The following is a 22,055-nucleotide window of genomic DNA, read 5'->3' on the forward strand; positions in this document are numbered from 1 at the left end:
CGCCGTCATGGGGTCAGCCCAGCACCACCACGTCGTCGGCGCTGAAGACCACACTCACCTCGGCACCCTCGTGCGGCGCGTCGGCCGGTGCGCACTCGGCCTCCAGCGGCGGGCCGTCGGCCGGCCGAAGCCGCAGGGCGACGTGGTTTCCGCGGAAGGAACGGCTCGCGACCGTGCAGCGCATCCCGTCGCCGGCGTCCGTGAGCCGCACCCCCGTGGGCCGTACCAGCAACCGGGCCTCGCCCTGACGCGACCCGTCGGGGACCGGGATCTTCCCCCACGGTGTGTCCGCGGCGGTGCCGCTGACGGTCGCGCCCACCACGTTGTCGAAGCCGAGGAAGCGGGCCACGAACTCGTCAGCCGGTTTCTGCCAGACCTCCAGCGGTGTGCCCGCCTGCGCGATCCGGCCCTCCCGCATGACGACGACCCGGTCGGCGAGCGCGAAGGCCTCTCCCTGGTCGTGGGTGACGGCGAGCACGGTGGTGCCCAAGCGGCCGAACAGGCCACGGAGTTCGAGGACCAGGCGCTCGCGCAGACCGCGGTCCAGCTGGCCGAGCGGTTCGTCGAGCATCAGCAGTCGGGGCTCGGGGGCGAGGGCCCGGGCGAGTGCGACCCGCTGCTGCTCACCGCCCGAGAGCGAGGCGACGGCGCGGCGCTGCGCACCGGGCAGTCCGACCATCTCCAGCAACTGCGCAACGCGGCGCTCCTGTTCGGCGCGCGCGACACCGTGCATCCGCAGCCCGAAGGTGACATTGCCGCCGACGTCGCGCTGCGGGAAGAGCTGGTGGTCCTGGAACATCAGGCCGACCCCGCGCCGGTGCACCGGCACTCCCGCCTGGTCCGCGCCGGAGAGCAGTACCCGTCCCGAGTCCGCGCTCTGCAGCCCGGCGACGATCCGCAGCAGCGTGGACTTGCCGCTGCCGCTGGGGCCCAGCACGCACACGATCTCGTGCTCGGTGACCTCCAGGTCCACGGCGTCGAGCGCCACATGGGTCCCGAACCGTACGGTCACGTCCTCGAGTCGCAGCAAGGCCATCAGAACTCCCCGGCGGATCGGTCGATGGGCGCACCCCGGGACGACGTCCGGGGGCGCATCCTCTCCAGCAGCAGCAGCGCGGTCGCGCACACCACCATCAACAGCGTGCTCAGGGCCATCGCCTGACCGTAGTTGAACTCGCCCGGCCGCCCGAGGAGACGGGCCACGGCCACCGGCAGCGTCGGATGGTCCGGCCGCGCGATGAAGACGGTCGCGCCGAACTCGCCGAGGGACACGGCGAAGGCGAAGCCCGCGGCGATCAGCAACGCCCGGCGCACCAGCGGCAGATCGACCTCGCGCCACACCCGCAGGGGGGACGCGCCGAGCACGGCGGCGGCCTCGCGCAGTCGTCCGTCCACCGCCCGCAGGACGGGCAGCATGATCCGTACGACGAAGGGGACGCCGACCAGGGCCTGCGCGAGCGGGACCAGGATCCACGACGCCCGCAGGTCCAGCGGCGGTTCGTCGAGCGTGATCAGGAAGCCGAAACCGACGGTCACGGCCGAGACGCCGAGAGGCAGCATCAGCAGGGCGTCGAAGCCGCGGACCAGCCGGCCCGCCCTTCGGGTGAGCGCGGCCGCGGCGAGGCCGCCGACGGTCACGGCGATGACGGTCGCGACGAGCGCGTACTCCAGGGAGTTCCACACGGCTTCGACGGGCGGCACGAGGAAGGTGCCGCCGGACGCGTCGAGGGAGCCGAGCGCCCGGTAGTAGTCGAAGCCGTAGCCTCCGGGCCCGTCGAGGGAACGCTCGACGAGGACGCCGAGCGGGACCAGCAGGAGCAGCACGATGGTGGCCAGCACCCCGCCGAGCAGGGCCCACTGGCCCGCGCCGCGCGGGCGGTGCGCGGTCCGTGCCGGGTCCACGAGCCGCAGCGCGGCCTCCCGGCGCCTCACCGTCCACGCGTGCACGGTGAGGACGACGCCGACCGCGGCGAACTGGACGAGCGTCAGCACGGCCGCCGTCGGCAGGTCCAGCAGCTGCGCGGTCTGCCGGTAGATCTCCACCTCCAGGGTGGAGTACGAGGGCCCGCCGAGGATCTGGACGACACCGAAGGAGGTGAAGGTGAAGAGGAAGACCATCAGGGCCGCCGCCGCCAGGGCGGGAGCGAGCGCCGGCAGGGTGACGCGCCGCCAGGCGGCGAAGCGTCCGGCGCCCAGTACCCGCGCGGCCTCCTCCTGCCGCGGGTCGAGCTGCGCCCACAGCCCGCCCACCGTGCGTACGACGACGGCGTAGTTGAAGAAGACGTGCGCGAGGAGGATGGCCCACACGGTGGTGTCCAGCCGGATGCCCCACAGCTCGTCCAGCAGTCCGCCGCGGCCGAGCAGCGCCAGGAACGCGGTGCCGACGACGACGGTCGGCAGCACGAACGGCACCGTGACCGCCGCTCGCAGCGCCCCCTTGCCGGGGAAGTCGAACCGCGCGAAGACATACGCGCCGGGCAGCGCGATCAGCAGCGTGAGCGCGGTCGACGCCAGCGCCTGCCAGGTGGTGAACCAGAGCACGCGCTGCATGTCGGCGCGACCGAGCACCTCGCCGATCCGTCCGAACTGCCAGACTCCGTCGATCTCCAGGCCGCGTCCGACGATGGCGACTACGGGGTAGGCGAAGAAGAGCGCGAAGAACGCGACAGGCACGGCCATCAGACCGAGCCGTGTCGCGCTCCCGCGCAGCGCCGTCCCGCGGGCCCGCGACCCGCGGTCGCCAGTCCCGCGGTCGCCAGTCCCGCAGTCGCCTGTCCCGCGGTCGGGCTTCGCTACTTCACGACGAGCGAGGACCACGACTGGACCCACTGCTCACGGTTCTCGGCGATCGTGTCGGGGGCGACGGTCTCCGGCTTGTCGACGACCGCGCCGAAGGTGGTGAACAGCTCGGGCAGCTTCGCCCCCTCGACCACCGGGTTCACGAACATGTTCAGCGGCATGTCCTCCTGGAACTGCCGGGAGACCAGGAAGTCCAGCAGCGCCTTGCCGCCCTCCTCGTTCTTCGCGCCGTCGAGCAGTCCGGCGAACTCGATCTGACGGAAGCAGGTCCCCGTGGCGACACCCGTGGGCGCCTCCTTCGGCTGCGGCTTCGCGAACAGCACCTCGACGGGCGGGCTGGAGGCGTACGAGACGACGAGGGGCCGGTCCGCCTTGGCCTTCTTGCCGCCGGCCGAGCCGGAGAACTCCTCGTTGTACGCCTGCTCCCAACCGTCGACGACCTTCACGCCGTTGGCCTTGAGCTTCTTCCAGTAGTCCTGCCAGCCGGCGTCGCCGTACTTCCCGACACTGCCGAGCAGGAAGCCCAGACCGGGCGAGGACGTCGCCGCGTTCTCGGTCACGAGCAGGTTCTTGTACGCGGGCTTGATCAGGTCGTCGAACGACTGCGGCGGCGCCAGCTTCTTGTCCGCGAAGTACTTCTTGTCGTAGTTGACGCAGATGTCGCCGGTGTCGACCGGCGTGACACGGTGCTTGTCCTTGTCGAGCTGCACCTCGTCCCGCACCTGGCCGAGGCCCTTGGCCTCGTACGGCGTGAAGAGACCGTTGTCGAGCGCCCGCGAGAGCAGGGTGTTGTCGACGCCGAAGAAGACGTCGCCCTGCGGGGAGCCCTTGGTCAGGATCTCCTTGTTGAGCGCGGCGCCGGCGTCGCCGCTCTTGAGCACCTTGACCGTGTAGCCGGTCTGCCGCGTGAACTCCTTCAGCACGGCGTCGGACGCGGCGAAGGAGTCATGGCTGACGAGGGTCACGGTCTTGGACTTCGTGGCGTCTGACGAGGAGTCCCCTGACTCGCCGCCGCAGGCCGCGAGGGTACTGACGCCTATCGCCGCGGCCAGCGCGGTGACCGTGATCTTCCTGGTGGTGCTCACTGAATTCCTCCTGGGGGTGACCAGGAAGAGACGCGGCCCTGCCCGGTCTCCGAGGAGATCCGGGCAGGGCGCAACAGCTTGAGTAACGACCGAACTTCCTACCCAGAATGACCTGGGCAAGGTCCAGAGGGTCTGCGGCCTGACGGTGCCGCACTCTCAGCGCTGTGGCGCTCCCCTGTCGGAATATGAAAATGTCCGAGCCCAGCCTACAAGGTCACCGCTCGGAGGCCGCGAGCTGTCCACAGGCTCCGTCGATCTCCTGACCGCGGGTGTCACGGACGGTCACCGGAACACCATGTGCGGCGATCGCCTCGACGAACGCCTTCTCGTCCTCGGGACGGGAGGCGGTCCACTTGGACCCGGGCGTCGGGTTGAGCGGGATCAGGTTCACATGGACCCGCTTGCCCTTGAGCATCCGGCCGAGCAGATCACCGCGCCACGCCTGGTCGTTGATGTCGCGGATGAGCGCGTACTCGATGGAGATGCGGCGCCCCGACTTCTCGGCGTACTCCCAGGCGGCGTCCAGCACCTCACGCACCTTCCAGCGCGTGTTGACCGGGACGAGCGTGTCACGCAGCTCGTCGTCCGGGGCGTGCAGCGAGACGGCGAGACGGCACTTGAAGCCCTCGTCGGCGAAGCGCAGCATCGCGGGCACCAGACCGACGGTCGACACGGTGATCCCGCGCTGCGACAGCCCGAGCCCGTCCGGCTCGGGGTCGGTGAGCCGCCGTACGGCGCCGACGACACGGTTGTAGTTCGCGAGCGGCTCGCCCATCCCCATGAAGACGATGTTCGACAGCCGCGCGGGGCCCCCCGGCACCTCGCCGTCGCGCAGGGCGCGCATGCCGTCGACGATCTGGTGGACGATCTCGGCGGTCGACAGGTTGCGGTCGAGCCCGGCCTGCCCGGTGGCACAGAAGGGACAGTTCATACCGCAGCCGGCCTGCGACGAAATGCACATGGTGACGCGGTCCGGGTAGCGCATCAGCACGGACTCGACGAGCGTCCCGTCGTGGAGTCGCCACAGGGTCTTGCGGGTGGTGTCGTCGTCACAGGAGATGTGCCGCACGACGGACATCAGGTCGGGCAGCAGCTCGGAGGCGAGCTTCTCGCGCGAGGCGGCCGGGATGTCGGTCCACTGGGCGGGTTCGTGGGCGAACCGGGCGAAGTAGTGCTGCGAGAGCTGCTTGGCGCGGAAGGGCTTCTCGCCGATCGCGGCGACGGCGTCCTTGCGCTCGGTGGGCGTGAGGTCGGCAAGGTGCCGCGGGGGCTTCTTGGCTCCGCGGGGCGCGACGAAAGTGAGTTCTCCGGGCTTGGGCATGGTGGTACCAGTGTCGCAGACGGGTTGCAGTGGCCCGGGCTGTCGCCCGCGCAGGACAACGGCCACCCGCCGTCGGCCGCCCCTCCGGCGGCACCCGAGCGGCTCCTGGGCTTGTCGTGCCGGGGCCGGGCGTACGGCACGCCGGGGAACGCGGACACGCGAGAAGGCCAGGTCGCACCCCCGTACGACCTGGCCTTCCCCCCGGTGCGCCGACCGTCCGCTCAGCAGACAGGCACTCCCGGGACCTGGTTGTCCGGCGAGCTCAGGTAGATGTTGGTCATGTAGCCGCCGTACTGCGGCAGGAACGCCCACCAGTCGTTCAGGTAGGGCGGCACGCTGACCTGCTGGCCGCGCTTCTGGCAGCCGACGAGGACTTCCACCCCGGCCGGGAGCGTGGTGAGCGGCGATGCCGCGGTGGTCGCCTGGGTGCGGAGCCGGACGCCGCTTCCCCAGGTGCCGATCCAGGTGCCGGCCGGGCGTGAGGTGCCGGGCACGTTCAGTGACCGGGTCAGCCGGCCCAGGTCGGTGTAGGCCTTGCCGTACCCGGTGCCGCCCGGGTGCAGGGTGAAGGCGGCGACGATGGAACGGTCACCGGCACCGACGACGCCCGTCGTGTGCAGCGCCGGGCGGGACAGGTCGACGGCGTTGATCCCCGCGGCCGACCGGACGGCGGTCGCCGCCGCGGCCGTCTTCTTGCCGGCGCCGGCCGGTGCCTTCGCCGCCGTGCCCGCGGGTGCCGTGCAGCCGCCCGAGCTGAAGCCCGACCAGCCCTGCTTCACGGCCCAGGGCCGGTTGAATGCGCCGGCGATACCGAAGTGCTGGTCGTAGCCGTCGGTGGCGCAGCGGGTCGACTGGCGCAGGTTGCCCATCATGTAGTCGCGTACGGACGCCGGTGCGGAGTCCAGCAGATAGCGGTAGATCTTCACGGTGTCGCGGGCCGACAGAGCGGTGTAACCCCAGAATCCGGGGTGGCTCGTCGGGGGCCGGGCGGTGTCGGTGAGGCCGAGGCGCGGCACCATGCGGTCGATGATGGCGCCGCCGCCGTTGTTCGCCCAGAACGTGCTGGCCGCGTTGTCGTCGCTGCTCCGCAGCATCGCGTCGACACGGGCCCGGTCGGTCGCCGAGAGGTCGCCGGGCTGGCGGTTCCACAGCAGGTCCAGGGCGATGAGCAGCTTCACCACGGACGCCGACCGGAACTGGCCGGCGCTGTTCACCTGCTCGGTGAAGGTGCCCGTGTGCCGGTCGAAGACCGCGACACCGGCCGTGACACCCGCGGGCACATCGACCTGGGCCGCGCGGGGCGCGGGCTTCTCTGGCGGCGGCGCGGCGGACGCCGCCGAGGTGGTGGACATCAGCGCCGCCAGGCCCACCGACAGCAGCCCGGCCCAGGTGGCGCGGCGGACCGTACGGGATCCCGGGGCTCTGGTGTCCCCGGTGCGGTGTGAGCGGCATGGCAGAGCGCGGACGAGTCCGGATCCGAGATGACGAGCCATGGTGGTGGTACCTCCGAGAGGTGAAGCCGCTGGAAAGCGGGATCGGGGGACGGGGTGTTCGCGAGCTCGGGGGCCCTGCGGCGGCGCTCCGCAGCGGGACCGTGCGTCGGGTCGCCCGGACGGTCGGGGACGGTCCCCTGCGTGAGATCTCGGGCAGCGCCGCCCGAGGGGCCGGGCCGGGCCGCGTCGTATCGATGGGTCACGGCCCGTAGCACTGCGGGACGCCGGGCAGCCAGTTGTCCGGGTGCGAGATGTAGTAACTCGCCATCCATCCGTCGAAGCCCCGGGTCCGGTTGTCCACGAAGACCCAGTTCGGGTTGCCGCCGACCGTCTCGCCCCGCGTCTGGCACGTCACTTCGAGCTGATCGCCCGGCTGTGCCTTGCCGATCACCCGCGGGCAGTTGCCGGGCGAGGGGAACTCGGGGCAGCGGAAGCCCGGGGCCGAGTCCTTGCGGACGTTCACATCCGTCGCCCAGGTGGTGAAGACCGGTCCCGCGGGCCGTTGTTCGGCAGTGGCCTGGGCGGGCGCGGCGCCCACGGTCATGGCGAGCGCGCACAACACCGCCGCCGCGCCGCCCAGTCGGGCGCCGCGCCTTGCTGACTTGTTCAACATCTCGTCCCCTTCGGACCGTTCGGACGCGTGCCCGTCACGGGTTCGTGGTCGGTCGGGTGCGTTGCCCGCACCACCGAGGGGACGGGCGCGCCCGGCGCGCCGTATGAGAACAGGGCGGAGAAGTATGTGCTTCCGGGACGGTCATACGCCGAGGCGCCGAGTCCCGTCTGTGGAGCGGAAGCGGATGCCACCGGGCCGCGAGCGACGAGCCCGGTTCTGACCTGACGAGGGGTTCACCATGATGTGGTCACGCAAGAGCACGGACCGGCGCGGCAGCACGATCGCCCGCCGGGGACTGCGGGCGGCGGGAGTGGCCGCGGTCATTCCGACGGCGTTCCTGATGGGGGCTCAGCCCGCCGCGGCCCACCCGCCGTCGGGGTCGGTCCACGTGTGGGGCAGCGACGTGCGGGTGCGCACCTGCCAGAGCACGTCGTGCGACCTCGCGACGACGGAGCGGCTCACCAATGTGCGGGTCAAGGCGTACTGCCAGATCGACAACGGTGAGAAGGGACGAGTGACCGACGGGCCGTACACCAACACCTACTGGGTGCAGATCATCACGCCCGGCAGGAGCCTGGGCTGGATCTCCGCCGTGTACGTCAGCGGGGGCAACAACAACGGCCCGGTGCCCGGCGCCCCGGTGGACTCGCTGAACGACCCGACCATCGACTGCGAGTACATCTGACCTGCGCCCGCCTGCGGGCGGTGAGGAACACGTGCCCCCGGTGCCGCCGTTCACGGCGGCACCGGGGGCGACTTCGTGTCCCGGTCCCTCATATGGCGTGGGCGCCGCACCCGGTCTCACGGGCGCTGCCCCACACCGGCCTACCAGGGAGTCCGCCATGTTCAAGCCCCGTGCCCGTCACCGCCGCCGGTCTCGCGGTCGGTACCGCGTTCACCCTGTTCGGCGGGACCGGTAGCTCCCAGGCAGCCCCAGCACCTCCGAGCCGGCTCCCGGCACCGTCCGGTCCTCCCCGATCCTGCAGCCGAACAGCAACATCAGGACCGGGCCCGGTACGTCCTACAGGATCCTCAACACCAGCGGACCGGAGGGAGCCCCCGGAGTGGCGAAGTGCTACGGGCGCGGTGAACGCGTCACGGCCGGCGGTTACACCACGGACGTCTGGTACCAGGTCAATGTCCAGTTCCCGGGGCCTTCGTACTACTTCGTGTGGGCTTGGGGAGGCAACGTCAACGTCGGCGCCGACCCCGCCCCCGGCATCGAGGTCTGCCCCACCTGACCCCACCCCGTCACATACCTCGCCCCCGGCACCGTGTCCAACGGTTCCGGGGGCGAAGTGCTCTAGACACAGCGGTTGTTCAGCAGATCGGCAGACCTGAGTCGCGCTCGTCGTCGCCGCCGCCGACGAGGAAGATCTCGCTCATGTACGACGACGGCGCCATGCCCACCGCCGGGGTCTTGATCCACCAGGTGTGCCAGTAGCCGTCGTAGGTGGCACGGCCGCCCTTGACCTGGCAGACGGCCCGGATGAACCCGTCATCGGGGGACTTCGCGCTCACCGGGGCATTCGGATCGGGGTGGGATCGCAGATTGACGTCCGTTCCCCACATCGGGCACTTGTAGGTGCCCGGGTACCCGGGATAGGGGGTGCAGGGCGCGGAGTCGGCGGCGTGCGCGGGTGCGGTGAAACCGGGAGCGAGGAGCATCACGGCGGCCAGAGCCGCCGCCGCGATGCCCCTCGAACCGGCTTTGGTGCCGGTCAGCACGTGGGAACTCCCGGCAGCCAGGCGTCCTTGTGGTCGATGTAGATGTTGGTGATGAAGCCGCCGAGCGCCGGGATGTAGGCCCAGGCGTCATTGCTGTAGCCCTCGGCGGTGACCATGTCGCCGCGCTTCTGGCACGTGACGTTGACGGGGGTCGGCCCGGTCAGGGTGCGGACGACGGCCGCATTCAGCTTGGCGTCGGCCCGTACGCGTACGGAGGTGCCCCAGGTCGTGAAGTTGGTGCCGGGGTTGCTCCCGCCCGGGGTGCACGGCAGGCTCACGCCGCGCTCCGCGAGATACGGCACGGGGTTCATGCCACGGGTGCTGGACGTGGAGCTGTGCGCCTCGAAGTGGAGGTGCGGACCGGTGGACTGGCCCTCGGAGCCCATCCGCGCGATCAACTGCCCGCCGCTCACCCGCTGGTTGACGGACACGAGCCGCTCGTACATGTGGCCGTACTCGGTGACCGTGCCGTCGTCGTGCCTGATCCGGATCCACTGGCCGTAGCCGCTGGCGGTACCGGAGACGATGACGGTGCCCGCGCCGGTGGAGTAGATCGGCGTGCCCCGGGTGTTGGCGATGTCGACGCCGTCGTGGCCGGAGTGCCAGCCCTGGGTGACGGTGCCGGCGGTCGGGCAGGAACCGGCGTAACCGGCGGGCCCTGCCGGCGCGGCCTCCGCCGTCGCGGCGGAGAGGGGGACCAGCGCGGACGCGACAGCCGCGGCTGCGAGCAGACCGAGTGACTTGGTGCGGTTGATCACGGGCATGGCGAATCTTCCTCCGAACAGGGACGGGAAAAGGTGGGTCGAGGTTCAGTGACGTCGGCGGGCGTCACTCAGCACGCGGGCACGCCGGGCAGCCAGGCGGCCGGGTCGTCGATGTAGATGTTCGAGATCCACGCCTTGTACGTGGGCAGGTACGACCAGACGTTGTTGGTGTAGCCCTCGGCGGTGACGGTCTCCCCGTAGGCCTGGCACAGGACGTCGACGGCCGTGGGGCCGGGCAGACGGGTCACCGGCGGCTTGCCCGTGCCGGCCTCCGGACGAAGGCCCACGCCCGTGCCCCAGGTCATGAAGCGCTTGGTGTTCGCGGGGGGCTGCTCGTGGTTGGTGATGCGCAGGGCACCCGCGTACTGGGCGTTCAGCCGTACGTCGCTGACCATCACCACGGTCCCGGACTCCCGGGCCTCGACCATCTTGCCGTTGCCGAGGTAGATGGCGATGTGGTGCACGGTGTCGTGGTTACCGGGGCTCGACGCCCACAGGAGCAGGTCGCCCGGCTCCAGCGGGGCGAGGCCCTGCGCACGGGTGAAGCGGGCACTGGCACCGCTCCACTTGGCTTGGTTCCACGAGCCCTCGGGCAGCGCGATCCCCGCTCCCTGCCAGGCCGCGTACTGCACCAGGTGCGAGCAGTCGAAGCCCTTCACCTTGCTGTCGTGCGCACCGGGACCGCCGCCGGGATAGTCCTGGCCGAACGTCGGGCCGTGGATCGATCCTCCGCCCCAGGAGTAGGGCACCCCCAACTGCGAGCAGGCGGCGTTCACGATGGCCGTGGCCTGGGCGGACGCGCCGGTCAGAGGGCGGCAATCAGCGGCGGCGGTCAGAGCACGGGCCTGCTGCGGTGAGGCGTCGGCCACCGCCACGCCGGTGGTCCCGACGGCGGCGAGAAGCACTCCGCCCGCCACCGTCACCAGCGTCCGATTCATGCGGCGCACGTGTGTTCCCCCTCGTTTCGGTTCCACTGCTTGCGGCTGAACTGGAGGCAGCATGCGGTCCCGCTGCCGTCGTTCGTCGTGGCCGGTGCCGGTGCGCGGTTCGTGGCACCGGCCTTCAGTGAGGGGACGGGATCGGGGACCGTTGTGTATGCGTCGAGAGCGGCACGAATTTTGGCGAGCCCCCGCATCCGGTTGCGCTGCACGGTTCCGCGGTGTGCGCCGAGCCGCTCACCTGCGACGTCGTGGCTCAGGCCGTCGAGATCGACGAGGATGACGGCGGCCGCCTCCTTGGGTGACAGATGCCGCAGCAGCGCGACCGTCACCGCCTCCGCCTCGCGTGAGGCGAGCCCGCCGTCCCAGCTCTGCTCGGGCAGCCGGTCGGTGCACCGCTCGCGCCGGGAGGGGTGCAGCCAGGCGTCGCGCAGCAGGTTCAGCGCGGCGGCGCAGGTATAGGCGTACGGGTGCCGCTGACGGGCCAGGGTCTGGGCGCGGGCGCGGCGGGAAAGCCGCAGATACGTCTCCTGGAGGAGGTCGTCGGCGTCGTGCGGGTTGCCGGTCAGGGCCAGCAGCCGGCGGCGCAGCTTCGGCATCACGGCCGTGAAGGCCTCGTCGAACTCGGCGGCGGTCATCCGGTCGGCGCCCGCGAGGAGTTCCGGGGCGAGCTGCTCGGCCCGGGTGGGCTTCGGGGCGGTCGTCGTCACCGCGTCCGTCCGCACCGCGTTGGCCGCGTCGGTGGTGGTGGCGGTCGGCGCGGTTGTCCCCGCGGTCTTCGAGGCGGTGGTCGTCACCGTCGCGGTCGTCGTCGCGGTGGTCGGTGAAGGCGAGATGCAGGTGCTGCTTTCCACGTACTTCCCCCGGGTGGTGTCGTCACGGTGCGTTCCGGCGTCTGCCGGTGTGGTTCATCGGCTCGATGCGTGGTGGTGCGTGGTGATGTGAAGAAGGTCCTCGGACGATCGCCGGATGCGCGGAGTGCGTCAGCCCCGCGCGACGGGCCCGTATCTGGCCGCCGGCTCTCCGCTGAGCAGCGCCCAGTACCGGTCGCCGTACGACCAGTGCCACCATTCGGTGGGGTAGTTGACGAAGCCGCCTGCTGTCATGGCACGGCACATCAGATCCCGGTTGGCGCGGGGCTCACCGGTTATGCGGGGCGCGGCCGTACGGCAGCCGCCTTCGCTCTCCTCCGGGGTGGCGTTCACCTCGGTGCCCAGCGCGAGTTCGACGCCGTCCTCGGTGCACAGAGTCAGATCCACCGCGCCTCCGCTGACGTGCGGGGCGACCTCCGGTGGGGAGATGTACGCGCTCGTCAGCTCGCGCACCCGGTCGGGTGACGCGTCCGGTTCGGCCGCCCGCATGACGGCGGCGTACTCCTGGAAGTAGCGGCCCTGGAGCTGAGGCGGACGGAAGCCCTCCACCAGCAGCAGGCGGATGCCCGCGGGCAGTTCGTCCTGGGCGATGAGCAGCCGGCGCACCACGTCCACCCGCAGATGGGCGTACGAGCCGTCGCCGTCGGCCTGCCGGGTGTCGACGCGCAGCCCGGCGACCTCGCGCACGTCGACCAGCGGCTCGCCGTTGTCCACGACGGGCGTTGCGGCGACTCGGCGGTCCGAGAGCAGGATGATCTCTGTCACGCTCATCAGCGTGCCCCGGGGCGCTGCAGAAGCGATGCAGATCCTCTGCAGGCCCCTCTGCATCACGGTGTATACGTCTGGGCACTCCTGCACGAGGTCATGCAGAAGACGCCGTGCCGGACCTCCCGAAGGGCCCTTACACGGTGTCGGCTCCGGTCAGGAAGACTGGTCCCGACCGGCCTCCCCCGTATCGACCGTCTCCGCGGTGACCGCCTCGGTGGCTTCCCGGCTGCCGAGGTCGCGGAACACTTCGAGCGCCTCGGCCCGCGCGGCCCGGGCCGCCTGCCCGTCGCCCCTGCCGGCCGCCGCCGCCCCCAGGTCCCTCACCGTACGGGCCCGCCACAGTGGCAACTGGAGCTTCTCCCACAGGACGATCGAGCGCTGAAGCTCCGACTCCGCCGCGTCCCACTGCTCCGCCGCGAGGTGCCACTCGCCGAGCGACCGCAGGACCAGCGCCTCGCCGAACAGGTCCTGGCGCTCGCGCGTCACCTCCAGGCACCGTTCGAGCCGTTCCCGCGCCTCGGGCAGCCGGCCCTGCCGCAGATGGACCTTGGCCAGCGACTGGCCGGCGTACATCGAACCGAACGTGTCCCCGGTCTGCTCGAAGATGTCCAGAGAGTGCGACAACAACCGCTCGGCGTCATTGAGTTCGCCCCTGGCCCGGTGCCACAGTCCGAGGGAGCGCAGGGTCAGCCCCTCGCCGTGCCGGTCGTTCATCTCCCGGTACAGCTGCAGCGCCAGGGACAGTTCGTCCCAGGCCTCGGCGTACCGTCCCAGATCGCGGTGCACAGCGCCGACGCCGTAGTGCAGTTGGGCCACGGCGGTGGTGTCGGCCAGTTCACCGCACAGCACGAGCGCCCGTCCCAGCAGGTCCAGGGCCTCGGCGAACCGCGCCTGTTCGCGTCGCGCCGAGCCCATGCCGGCCAGGCCGCCCGCGCGACCTCGCGCGTCACCCGTCTCCTCGAACAGCCGCAGGGCATCCTTGAAGTACGCGTACGCCGCCTCGAAGCTGTCCTGTTCGAGGCGGAGTTGGCCCAGCCCGCTGAGCAACCACGCCTCGCCCTCGGCGTCACCGCCCCGGCGGACCGCCTCCAGGGCCACGGTGTGTGAACGCGACCAGGCGTCGAACTGGTTGTAGAGCGCCGCCGAGCTCGCCATCAGCACGGCCGCGAGATCACGCGCCGCCCGGGCCAGTCCGTGATCCGCGCAGTGCGTGACGGCCGCGACCAGACAGGGCTGCTCGGACGCGAACCAGGCGGCGGGCCTGGCCAGCAGTTCCCGTACGACGAACGGGTCCAGGGTCACATCCGCGCTCTTGCCGGCGAAGAGCCGCGCGGCCCCGCCCGGCCCGCGCGCCGCCGCCTCCTTCGCCAGCGACAACCAGCAGGAGACCAGCCGCAGGACGGCATCCTGGCGGTCCTGCCCGGTCTCCTCGGTCAGACAGCGCTCACGGGCGTGCTCACGGGCCAGATCGTGGATGCGGTAGCGGGTCTGCCCCGTCTCGTCGACCCCGACGAGGTCGATGAAGTGGCAGTCCACCAGGCGTTCGACGGCCTCCTCGGCCTCGTCGACACCCACGTCCAGGAGCGGGGCCGCGACCCATGCGGCGAAGTCCGGCAGATCCATCAGCGCCAGTCGGCGCAGCGCGCGGCGCTCCTGCTCGCCGAGGTCCGCGTAACCGAGCTCCAGGCTCGCCCGCAACTCCAGGTCACCGGCCTGGAGTTCGTCGAGCCGGCGGTGCTCGTCGCGCAGCCGGGCAGCGAGACGTGCGGGTGTCCAGTGGGGGCGCGCGGCGAGCCGGGCGCCCGCGATCCGTACCGCCAGCGGCAGCCTGCCGCACAGGGCGACGATCTCGGCGACCTGTCCCGGCTCGGCGGTGGCTCTCCCGGGTCCGGCGACCTTGGCCATCAGGGCCAGCGCTTCCTGCTCTCCGGGTGCCGCGAGGTCCAGATGGGCCGCCCCTTCGAGCGCGACGAGCCGCCGCCGGCTGGTGATCAGCACGGCGGATCCGGATCCCGGCGGCAGAAGAGGCCGCAACAGGGTCTCGCCGACGGCGTTGTCCAGGATGAGGAGTATCCGGCGGCGGGCGATGTGTGTGCGATACAGCCCGACGAGATCCTCCAGGTCAGCGGGCATTGCGTCGGGATCGACCCCGAGAGCCCGCAACAGCCTGGCGAGGGCGTCGGCGGTCTGTACGGGCGCGGAGTCCGACGCCCGCAGGTCCAGGAACAGCTGCCCGTCCGGAAAGAGCGCCGCCAGGCGGTGGCCGATGTGCACGGCGAGCGTCGTCTTGCCCATACCGGAACGCCCCGAGATCACTCCGATCGGCGGCGCTGTGCTCGCCGGGTCGTTGACTCTGTCCAGCAGGGCGGTGGCCCAGGCAATCTGCTCGGTCCGGCCGACGAAGTCGGAGACATCGGGCGGCAGATGGGAGGGCGTGGGGTGTCCGGACGCGTCCGGCACCGTCTCGCGGCGTACGCCAGCCCGCGCTACGGGCTCGCGAGGCCCGGCCTGACGGCGTAAGCCCTCGCGCGGGACGGTCTCCCCCGACGTTGCCTCGCGCGGCGCCCGCTCGGCGCCCGGCCCGGTCCCGGCGGGGGCGGACTCCTGCCCCACGGCCTGCAGCGCCGTGTCCCCGGTGAGCAACGCCTGGTGCAGCGCGCGCAAGTCCGGACCGGGGTCGATCCCCAGCTCCGTACGCAGCAGTTCGCGCCCCTCCTGGTAGGTCCGCAGCGCGTCGGGCACCCGCCCGGTCCGGTAGAGCGCGGTCATCAGCTGCCCCCGGGGCCGCTCCCGCAGAGGGTGCGCGGCCACATGCGCGAGCAGTTCCGCGACGAGCTCCGCCCGGCACCCGAGGGCCAGTTCCGCGGCGAATCGCGCCTCCTGAGCGACCAGCCGCAGTTCGGCAAGACGCGCGGCCTCGATCCGTGCGAAGGACTGGTCGAGGCCCTCCAGCGCGTCCTGTCCCCGCCACAGACCCATCGCGTCCCGCAGGATCTCGACGGCCTCGGCGGACCGCCCTTCGGAGGCCGTACGCCGACCGAGCGCGAGCGCCTCCTCGAACCGGTGGGCATCGATCCGGTTCGGCGGGAAGGCGGCGAGGTAACCGGGTGAACGGGTCCGGATCGCGGTGTCGTCCCCCGCCCCGGCCAGCGCCCGGCGAAGTGCCGACACATGCGAGGCGACGAGGGCCCGCGCGGTGACGGGCGCCTGTTCCTCCCAGACCAGGTCCACGAGGCGGTCGGTGGAAAGCACCTCACCGAGATTGACGACGAGAGCCGCGAGAATCGCCGTCGGTTTGGGGCCGCTCAGCGGAATGCGCCGATGTCCGTCCCACACCTCGGCGGGGCCCAGAAGGCGCACCTCCAACGTCGTCCTCCGATGTCGCGGCCCCTCACTTGCGGTGCCAACGATATTCGGTGAGAACGTGCCGGACACGACTGTTACCGGACTGCCTGCGACGACTTCCGCAGTCCGGTGACCTGTTTGTTGCGTCGCCACGGCCCTTGGTCTCGGGAGAGGTGTCCTCGCAATCGGGAAGGAGGCCAGTGATTCCGCTCGGGGAAGGGACGGGACGCACGCCGTCCCCGTATGAGTGAGCCGGGAAGGAATTTCTCCGTTGACGAGGAATTCCGCGCGGACATGCGAGAGGCCCCCTTCCGGAACGTTCCGGATGGGGGCCCGTCACTGCCTCAGAACAACAGGGGTCGGCGGCGGTCAGCCGCTGCCCACGAAGATCACCAGCAGGAGCCACACCACGGGTGCCGTCGGCAGGAGGGAGTCCAGCCGGTCCATGATGCCGCCGTGCCCCGGCAGGAGCGTGCCCATGTCCTTGATGCCGAGGTCCCGCTTGATCATCGACTCGCCCAGGTCGCCGAGGGTGGCGCTGGCCGCGACCGCGAAGCCCAGCAGCAGGCCCTGCCACCAGGTGCCGTCGTCGATGAGGAACTGCATGCACAGCGCACCGGCCGCCATCGCGAACGTGACCGCGCCGAGCAGCCCCTCGCGCGTCTTCCCGGGGCTGATACGGGGTGCCAGCTTGTGCTTCCCGAAGCGCCAGCCCACGGCGTACGCGCCGGTGTCGCTGACCACCGTGAGCATGAGGAACATCAGCACGCGCTCGGCGCCGTCGTCGGCGGTGAGCATCATCGCCACGAACGTCGCGAGGAACGGGACGTAGAACGCGGCGAACACGCCCGCGGTGACGTCCTTCAGATATCCCTCGGGAGGCTCGGTCATCCGCCAGACCAGCACCGCCAGCGCGGTGAGGGCCATCGCGACCCAGGCGCCCTCGGCTCCGCGCACATAGCCGGCCACGACCATGGCCGCTCCGCCCACCGCGAGCGGCACCAGCGGGGCCTTGATCTGCTTGCGCTCCTCGAGCCGGGACGTCAGTTCCCACAGCCCGACCACCACGGCGACCGCTATCACGCCGACGAACACGGCCTTGACGATGAAGAGGGACGCCACGATCACCGCGCCCAGACCGACGCCGACCCCTATGGCCGCCCTCAGGTCACGCCCGGCCCGCTTTCTCTGCGGCGGTTCGGGCGCCGGCTGCGGGGTGGGCATGGGCTCCTGCGGAATCTCGTCCCGGAACAGGGGGCCGCTCGGTGGAGCGGCCCCCCGGTCGAGGTCGTTGCGCTCGTCGCGGTCGTTACGGTCTTCGGCGTCTCTACCTGCGTCGGGAAAGTCCGGCACGATGGGCATGGGCCGAGTCTGCTGTGCGTCATGCTCATCGTATGCGGGACCCGCCGGGGCAGGCCCCTGGTCGGGGGGCAGCCATTCTCCGACGTACCTGGCTCTCTGCGGAGCCCCCCAGGAAGAGTCGTTCATCAGACCTCGAGCAGCTCGGCTTCCTTGTGCTTGAGCAGCTCGTCCACCTGCGCGACGTACTTCGCGGTGGTGTCGTCGAGCTCCTTCTCCGCGCGGCGGCCCTCGTCCTCGCCGACCTCGCCGTCCTTGATCAGCTTGTCGATGGCTTCCTTGGCCTTGCGGCGCACCGAGCGGATCGAGATCTTCGAGTCCTCGGCCTTGCTCTTGGCCACCTTGATGTACTCGCGGCGGCGCTCCTCCGTCAGCTCGGGGAACACCACACGGATGATGTTGCCGTCGTTGCTGGGATTGACGCCCAGGTCGGAGTCACGGATCGCCTGCTCGACATTGCGCAGCGCGGTCTTGTCGAACGGGGTCACCACGGCCATCCGCGGCTCCGGCACCGAGAACGAGGCCAGCTGGTTGATCGGGGTCAGCGCACCGTAGTAGTCGGCCACGATCTTGTTGAACATCGCCGGGTGCGCACGTCCGGTGCGGATCGCGGCGAAGTCATCCTTGGCGACCAGGACGGCCTTCTCCATCTTCTCCTCGGCCTCGAGGAGGGTCTCTTCGATCACCACTTGCTCCTGCGTGTCTTGAGTGGGCCCGGCATGCACTGGGCTGGGCGGAACCTGTGTCGCGTCTTCCCCTGCACGGTGTCCGACCGGCAGGGCTTTGTCTATCCCTGGAGGGACGCCCCCGGGTCAGCCCCGGGTGCCCTGGTCGCTCACGAGAGTCCCGATCTTCTCACCCTTGACGGCCCGCGCGATATTGCCTTCGGTGAGGAGTTCGAAGACGAGGATCGGCAGGGCGTTGTCGCGGCAGAGGGTGACCGCCGTGGCGTCCGCGACCTTGAGGTTGCGGGTGATCACCTCGCCGTACTCCAGCGCGTCGAACTTCACCGCGTCCGGGTTGGTCTTGGGGTCGGAGTCGTAGACACCGTCGACACCGTTCTTGCCCATCAGCAGGGCCTCGGCGTCGATTTCCAGGGCACGCTGCGCGGCGGTGGTGTCGGTGGAGAAGTACGGCATGCCCATACCGGCGCCGAAGATCACGACGCGCCCCTTCTCCAGGTGGCGCACGGCGCGCAGCGGGATGTACGGCTCCGCGACCTGCCCCATCGTGATGGCGGTCTGGACACGGGAGTCGATGCCCTCCTTCTCCAGGAAGTCCTGGAGGGCGAGGCAGTTCATGACCGTGCCGAGCATGCCCATGTAGTCGGAGCGGGCCCGGTCCATGCCGCGGACCTGCAGTTCTGCGCCGCGGAAGAAGTTTCCGCCGCCGATGACGACCGCGATCTCGGCGCCGTCGCGTACCACGGCGGCGATCTCGCGGGCGATGGCGTGCACGACGTCGGGGTCGACGCCGAGACCCCCACCGCCGGAGAACGCCTCACCGGACAGCTTCAGCATGAAGCGCCCGGCCTTCTTGTCGTCGTGGTCGCTCTTGTCGCCGGTTGCCTGATTGGCGTCCGCGCCCTTGTTCATGGAGATCTCCTCGTGCACATACGAGAAGGCCATTGCCGGTGGGTCTGTTTTCCCTGTCGGCAATGGCCTCCTCGTCAGATCTGCGGTCGTCCGGCGCTGCAACGCAGTGGTGCCGTCAGGCACGCGCGGCCGATGACTGCGTAGGAAACCCTATCGGGCTCCCGCGGCGATCACGTACTTGCTCAGGCGCCGACGCGGATGCGCGCGAAGCGCTTCAGCGTGACACCGGCCTCGTCCAGAACCTTCTGGACGGACTTCTTGTTGTCCTTCGCGAACGGCTGGTCGAGGAGGGTGACCTCCTTGAAGAAGCCGTTGACGCGACCCTCGACGATCTTCGGGAGGGCGGCCTCGGGCTTGCCCTCCTCACGCGAGGTGGCCTCGGCGACGCGACGCTCGTTCTCGACGACGTCGGCCGGGACCTCATCGCGGTTGAGGTACTTCGGCGCGAACGCGGCGATGTGCTGCGCGACGTCCTTGGCGATCTGCGCGTCTTCCTTGTCGAGCTCGACCAGCACGCCGACCTGCGGCGGGAGGTCGGGCATCGTGCGGTGCATGTAGACACCGACGTACGCACCGGAGAACTGCGCGAAGCGGTCCAGGACGATCTTCTCGCCCAGGTTGGCGTTGGCCTCGTCGACGAACGCCTGAACGGTCTTGCCGGCCTCGATCTCGGAGGCGAGCAGCGCGTCGAGGTCGGCCGGGGAGGTGGCGGCGACGTGCTCGGCGAGCGAGTTGGCGACGGCCTGGAACTTGTCACCCTTGGCGACGAAGTCCGTCTCGCACTTCAGCTCGAGCAGGACACCGGAGGTCTGGTCCTCGGAGATGAGAGAGACGACGGCGCCGTTCTCTGCGTTGCGGCCCTCGCGCTTGGCGACGCCCTTCTGGCCCTTGACGCGAAGGAGCTCGACGGCCTTGTCGACGCTGCCTTCGGCCTCGTCGAGGGCCTTCTTGCAGTCCATCATGCCGGCGCCGGTGAGCTCGCGGAGCTTCTTGACGTCAGCGGCGGTGTAGTTCGCCATGTCCCTGAATCTCTCTCGAAAGTCGAAAGTCGAAGATCTACGGGTGAGCGGCGGGGGCCGGCGCTTGTGGCACCGTCCCCCGCCGTTCACCTACCGAAGCTGTGCGGTTCAGGCCTGCTCGGCGTCAGCCGGCTTCTCGGCCTCGGCGGCGGGGGCCTCGGCGGGCGCCTCCGCCTCGGCGGGCTTCTCAGCCTCGTCGGCCGCGGCCTCGGCCGGCTTGTCGGCCTCGGCAGCCGGGGCCTCGGCCTCGGCGGGCTTCTCAGCCTCGTCGGCCTTCTTCTCGCCCTCGAGGAGGTCGCGCTCCCACTCGGCGAGCGGCTCGCCGGCGGCCTTCTCGCCCGGCTTGGAGTCGCCGGTGGCGACGCCGGAACGGGCGATGAGGCCCTCGGCGACGGCGTCGGCGATCACGCGGGTGAGCAGGGTGACGGAGCGGATCGCGTCGTCGTTGCCCGGGATCTTGTAGTCGACCTCGTCGGGGTCGCAGTTGGTGTCGAGGATCGCGACGACCGGGATGTGGAGCTTGCGCGCCTCACCGACGGCGATGTGCTCCTTCTTGGTGTCGACGATCCAGACGGCGCTCGGCACCTTCTGCATCTCGCGGATGCCGCCGAGGGTCTTCTCCAGCTTGGCCTTCTCGCGCGAGAGGACCAGGAGCTCCTTCTTGGTGAGGCCGGACGCGGCCACATCCTCGAAGTCGATCTGCTCCAGCTCCTTGAGGCGCTGCAGGCGCTTGTAGACCGTGGAGAAGTTGGTCAGCATGCCGCCGAGCCAACGCTGGTTGACGTACGGCATGCCAACGCGCGTCGCCTGCTCGGCGATGGCCTCCTGGGCCTGCTTCTTGGTGCCGACGAACATGATGGAGCCGCCGTGGGCGACGGTCTCCTTGACGAACTCGTAGGCGCGGTCGATGTACGACAGCGACTGGAGCAGGTCGATGATGTAGATGCCGTTGCGCTCCGTGAAGATGAATCGCTTCATCTTCGGGTTCCAACGACGGGTCTGGTGACCGAAGTGGACGCCGCTTTCCAGCAGCTCCCGCATCGTGACGACGGCCATGGCCGTATCTCCTTGGATTCTCGGTTTGTCCTGACGCCCCGACGCGCCATGCCACAAGGGACCGAGGAGCGCGGCCATCGACCTTCGAAGGGTGGATGGCGGGGCGTGCGAAGTCGACCCGGTGACCCGGATCGCCAGAAGAAGTGTACGGGACCCGGACAGTGCCGGGTGACGGCGCTGTCCACAACCGATCGGTACTCCACAGATCCGGAGCATGATCCACTCGGTTCGGGGGTCGTACGGGACGGTCTGTGCCATGAACCGCAGACTTCTCGGGCCCTTGCTCGCCCTGTTCGTGCTGGTCGTCGCGACGGCGTCGGCCGACCGGGCGTCCGCTCGCCCCCTGCCCGCGGGCGACACCGGAAGCTGGCCGCTGGGGCCACCACGTCCACAGATCGTACGGGGCTGGGAGCCACCGGCCTCGGCGTACGGAAGGGGTCACCGCGGCATTGACCTCGCGGCCTCGCCCGGGGCACCGGTGCGGGCGGCCGCGCCCGGACAGGTCTCCTTCGCGGGCAAGGTGGCGGGCCGGGGCGTGCTCACCATCAGTCTCACCGGTACGGGGGATCCTCCCCTGCGCACGACCTACGAGCCGGTGACGGCACTGGCCGCGGTGGGCACGGAGGTTCGCGCGGGTGATGTGGTGGGGCACGTCGAGGCCGGCCCTTCGCACTGCGCGGTCGGCTGTCTGCACTGGGGGCTGCTGCGGGGCACGGACTATCTGGATCCGCTCACGCTGCTGCCTCCCTGGCTGCTGCGCCGCGGCCCCTCACGGCTGCTTCCGGTCCTGGAAGTACCGGAGCTGGAGGCGGGCGCGGGTCCGGGTGCGGGTGCCGGTGCGGGTGCGGGTGCGGGTGAGCAGGGGAGCGTCGGCCGGACCGTGCAGGCGATGGCGGAGCCGGCCGCAGAACAGGCGTCGGAGCCGGTGGCGGCGAGTGCGATGGGCTCGGCAGGGGCGCTGCACGCGGCGGCGCTCCTGGTGACGGTAGCGCTGGTGCACGCAGGGCTGACGAGGCGGGGGCTGGCCCGGCGCGGCCGCGGCGGGGTCAGGGCGGCGAGGTCCGTCCGCAGTCAACGCCGGGCCTCGCCAGCTGCGGTGATACGCGCGTCAGCGTTGCAGGCGCAGGCGCGCGGAGGGAGCAGAACCACGGTGGCACTCAGCCACGAGATCCGAGCCGGCGAGCGCGGGTGCCGGGCAGGCCCGGACTGCCCGGTCGGGCGGCGGGACCGGCGGGACCGGTCAGCCAGAGGGACCCGCGGGACCGGACAACCGGACGGCCCGGTCAGGCGGCGGGACCCG

Annotated in this window: 20 protein-coding genes and 1 pseudogene; 4 read left to right on the plus strand and 17 right to left on the minus strand. The window is 70.7% G+C overall.

Annotation, left to right across the window (positions count from 1 at the left end):
- Nucleotides 1–13: 13 nt before the first annotated feature.
- The 6 genes from ABTX78_RS17870 to ABTX78_RS17895 form a co-directional block, all read right to left on the minus strand.
- Entirely contained in the window at nt 14–1,036 is a 1,023-nt protein-coding gene (locus tag ABTX78_RS17870; RefSeq protein WP_352207730.1) for an ABC transporter ATP-binding protein, read from the minus strand.
- A complete protein-coding gene (locus ABTX78_RS17875; RefSeq protein WP_352207731.1) occupies nt 1,036–2,679 on the minus strand; it encodes an ABC transporter permease in 1,644 nt (547 codons plus the stop codon). Before ABTX78_RS17875 ends, ABTX78_RS17870 begins: the two co-directional genes overlap by 1 nt.
- A gap of 113 nt (nt 2,680–2,792) precedes the next feature.
- Nucleotides 2,793–3,884, minus strand: a complete 1,092-nt coding sequence (locus tag ABTX78_RS17880) for a thiamine ABC transporter substrate-binding protein (RefSeq protein ID WP_352207732.1) — start codon at nt 3,882–3,884, stop codon at nt 2,793–2,795.
- Nucleotides 3,885–4,098: 214 nt separating this feature from the next.
- Nucleotides 4,099–5,205, minus strand: coding sequence for a dual-specificity RNA methyltransferase RlmN (rlmN, locus tag ABTX78_RS17885; RefSeq protein WP_352207733.1), 1,107 nt, complete (start codon nt 5,203–5,205; stop codon nt 4,099–4,101).
- Between the two features lie 221 nt (nt 5,206–5,426).
- Nucleotides 5,427–6,557 (minus strand): serine hydrolase, encoded by a 1,131-nt coding sequence (locus ABTX78_RS17890; protein WP_352207870.1) that lies wholly within the window; start codon nt 6,555–6,557, stop codon nt 5,427–5,429.
- A gap of 340 nt (nt 6,558–6,897) precedes the next feature.
- Complete coding sequence (locus ABTX78_RS17895; protein WP_352207734.1) at nt 6,898–7,311, minus strand: SH3 domain-containing protein; 414 nt, start codon at nt 7,309–7,311, stop codon at nt 6,898–6,900.
- 238 nt (nt 7,312–7,549) lie between these two features.
- On the opposite strand from ABTX78_RS17895, the gene ABTX78_RS17900 reads away from it, so the two are divergent.
- The gene (locus tag ABTX78_RS17900; protein WP_352207735.1) at nt 7,550–7,996 is read left to right on the plus strand and encodes a hypothetical protein; all 447 of its coding nucleotides are present in this window, start codon (nt 7,550–7,552) and stop codon (nt 7,994–7,996) included.
- 379 nt (nt 7,997–8,375) lie between these two features.
- Nucleotides 8,376–8,552: a hypothetical protein gene (locus tag ABTX78_RS17905; RefSeq protein ID WP_352207736.1), complete on the plus strand. Its 177-nt coding sequence runs from the start codon at nt 8,376–8,378 to the stop codon at nt 8,550–8,552.
- 79 nt (nt 8,553–8,631) lie between these two features.
- Here the strand turns inward: ABTX78_RS17905 and ABTX78_RS17910 are convergent, their stop codons facing one another.
- The 4 genes from ABTX78_RS17910 to ABTX78_RS17925 all read right to left on the minus strand — a co-directional run bounded on the left by ABTX78_RS17910 (nt 8,632) and on the right by ABTX78_RS17925 (nt 11,538).
- Nucleotides 8,632–9,039 carry a hypothetical protein gene (locus ABTX78_RS17910; protein WP_352207737.1) on the minus strand — a complete coding sequence of 136 codons (408 nt, stop codon included), beginning with the start codon at nt 9,037–9,039 and terminating at the stop codon, nt 8,632–8,634.
- Nucleotides 9,033–9,803, minus strand: a complete 771-nt coding sequence (locus tag ABTX78_RS17915; protein WP_352207738.1) for a M23 family metallopeptidase — start codon at nt 9,801–9,803, stop codon at nt 9,033–9,035. Before ABTX78_RS17915 ends, ABTX78_RS17910 begins: the two co-directional genes overlap by 7 nt.
- 68 nt (nt 9,804–9,871) lie before the next feature.
- The gene (locus ABTX78_RS17920; RefSeq protein ID WP_352207871.1) at nt 9,872–10,741 is read right to left on the minus strand and encodes a C40 family peptidase; all 870 of its coding nucleotides are present in this window, start codon (nt 10,739–10,741) and stop codon (nt 9,872–9,874) included.
- Nucleotides 10,738–11,538 (minus strand): RNA polymerase sigma factor, encoded by an 801-nt coding sequence (locus tag ABTX78_RS17925; RefSeq protein WP_352207739.1) that lies wholly within the window; start codon nt 11,536–11,538, stop codon nt 10,738–10,740. The genes ABTX78_RS17920 and ABTX78_RS17925 overlap by 4 nt, the downstream gene beginning before the upstream one ends.
- Here ABTX78_RS17925 and ABTX78_RS17930 point away from each other — a divergent pair.
- Nucleotides 11,528–11,686 carry a hypothetical protein gene (locus ABTX78_RS17930; RefSeq protein ID WP_352207740.1) on the plus strand — a complete coding sequence of 53 codons (159 nt, stop codon included), beginning with the start codon at nt 11,528–11,530 and terminating at the stop codon, nt 11,684–11,686. The two genes, ABTX78_RS17925 and ABTX78_RS17930, sit on opposite strands and share 11 nt — an antisense overlap.
- A gap of 38 nt (nt 11,687–11,724) precedes the next feature.
- Here the strand turns inward: ABTX78_RS17930 and ABTX78_RS17935 are convergent, their stop codons facing one another.
- The 7 genes from ABTX78_RS17935 to rpsB all read right to left on the minus strand — a co-directional run bounded on the left by ABTX78_RS17935 (nt 11,725) and on the right by rpsB (nt 20,755).
- On the minus strand, nt 11,725–12,378 hold the full coding sequence (locus ABTX78_RS17935; protein WP_352207741.1) for a M15 family metallopeptidase: 654 nt from the start codon (nt 12,376–12,378) through the stop codon (nt 11,725–11,727).
- Nucleotides 12,379–12,534: 156 nt separating this feature from the next.
- Complete coding sequence (locus tag ABTX78_RS17940; RefSeq protein WP_352207742.1) at nt 12,535–15,741, minus strand: AfsR/SARP family transcriptional regulator; 3,207 nt, start codon at nt 15,739–15,741, stop codon at nt 12,535–12,537.
- Nucleotides 15,742–16,095: 354 nt separating this feature from the next.
- Nucleotides 16,096–17,214 carry a phosphatidate cytidylyltransferase gene (locus ABTX78_RS17945; protein ID WP_352207743.1) on the minus strand — a complete coding sequence of 373 codons (1,119 nt, stop codon included), beginning with the start codon at nt 17,212–17,214 and terminating at the stop codon, nt 16,096–16,098.
- Complete coding sequence (gene frr, locus ABTX78_RS17950; protein WP_313943829.1) at nt 17,214–17,771, minus strand: ribosome recycling factor; 558 nt, start codon at nt 17,769–17,771, stop codon at nt 17,214–17,216. Before frr ends, ABTX78_RS17945 begins: the two co-directional genes overlap by 1 nt.
- A 126-nt stretch (nt 17,772–17,897) precedes the next feature.
- Nucleotides 17,898–18,680 (minus strand): UMP kinase, encoded by a 783-nt coding sequence (gene pyrH / locus ABTX78_RS17955; protein WP_313948849.1) that lies wholly within the window; start codon nt 18,678–18,680, stop codon nt 17,898–17,900.
- 182 nt (nt 18,681–18,862) lie between these two features.
- Nucleotides 18,863–19,699: a translation elongation factor Ts gene (gene tsf, locus ABTX78_RS17960; RefSeq protein ID WP_352207744.1), complete on the minus strand. Its 837-nt coding sequence runs from the start codon at nt 19,697–19,699 to the stop codon at nt 18,863–18,865.
- Between the two features lie 108 nt (nt 19,700–19,807).
- A complete protein-coding gene (gene rpsB, locus ABTX78_RS17965; RefSeq protein WP_352207745.1) occupies nt 19,808–20,755 on the minus strand; it encodes a 30S ribosomal protein S2 in 948 nt (315 codons plus the stop codon).
- Nucleotides 20,756–21,011: 256 nt separating this feature from the next.
- Here rpsB and ABTX78_RS17970 point away from each other — a divergent pair.
- Nucleotides 21,012–21,554 (plus strand): annotated as a pseudogene (locus tag ABTX78_RS17970) (peptidoglycan DD-metalloendopeptidase family protein); the annotation flags it as partial.
- Nucleotides 21,555–22,055: the final 501 nt, after the last annotated feature.

It is taken from the genome of Streptomyces sp. NPDC096193, from assembly GCF_040302905.1.
Lineage (GTDB): Bacteria > Actinomycetota > Actinomycetes > Streptomycetales > Streptomycetaceae > Streptomyces.